The 752-nt window shown below is 64.8% G+C and carries 1 protein-coding gene; it reads right to left on the reverse strand.

Annotated features, from left to right (window positions below):
- Positions 1-12: 12 nt before the first annotated feature.
- Positions 13-752 (reverse strand): orotidine-5'-phosphate decarboxylase (gene pyrF / locus B4F73_RS04030; protein WP_290482561.1); only part of this gene is annotated, 740 nt, incomplete at its 5' end.

The raw sequence follows: 752 nt of genomic DNA on the forward strand, positions 1-752 counted from the left end.
CCTGTCTTAAGGTCAGCCCGACGCTACAGGCACGCGTCCGGCATGCATGGAGAGATCGGTCTGAGCAGCTTCAATGGCGGCCACAATAAGCGCGTGCCAGTCGGCTTGGCTTTCTACGGTGTCTGATCCGGCCGGGAATGTGACGGAACGCGATGCATTCACGACGCCGCCTTCGAGGCGATTTGAAACCGCCTTGAATCCCGCAAGCGCATCTTCGGCCCCGCCGCCCTGCGCGCCATAGCCCGGCACCAGAAACAGCGCGTCCGGCGCGAGCTGTCGCAATTGGCGGGCCTCATCCGGGCCCGTCGCGCCCGCCACCAGCATCAGGCTGGACCATTCGCCCGCCCCCTTCAGGCGCTGGATCGCCGGGGCGAGCGCCTCAACGACGCGTGCATAGAGTGGGGCGCCCTCAAGATCTTTCGCCTGAAAATCGGCTGAGCCGGGATTCGACGTGCGCGCGAGCACGACGACCCCCTTGCCGTTTGCCTCGGCCTCTTCGAGGAAGGGCTCCAACGTATCGAGGCCCATATAAGGGTTTACCGTCACGGCATCGGAGGGGAACGGCGCCGCTTCTGACAAGTATGCGGCTGCATAGCCTCTGGCTGTTGTCCCGATGTCGCCGCGCTTGGCATCCGCGAGAACAAGAAGGCCCGCCTCTCTTGAAGCTTCGCAGACGCGTTGCAATGCGCGCATTCCGTCAGGCCCGTGCCGCTCAAACAGGCCGACTTGCGGCTTGACCACGCAGGCGCGTC

Source organism: Hyphomonas sp. UBA3601 (genome assembly GCF_002375605.1).
Classification (GTDB): Bacteria; Pseudomonadota; Alphaproteobacteria; order Caulobacterales; family Hyphomonadaceae; genus Hyphomonas.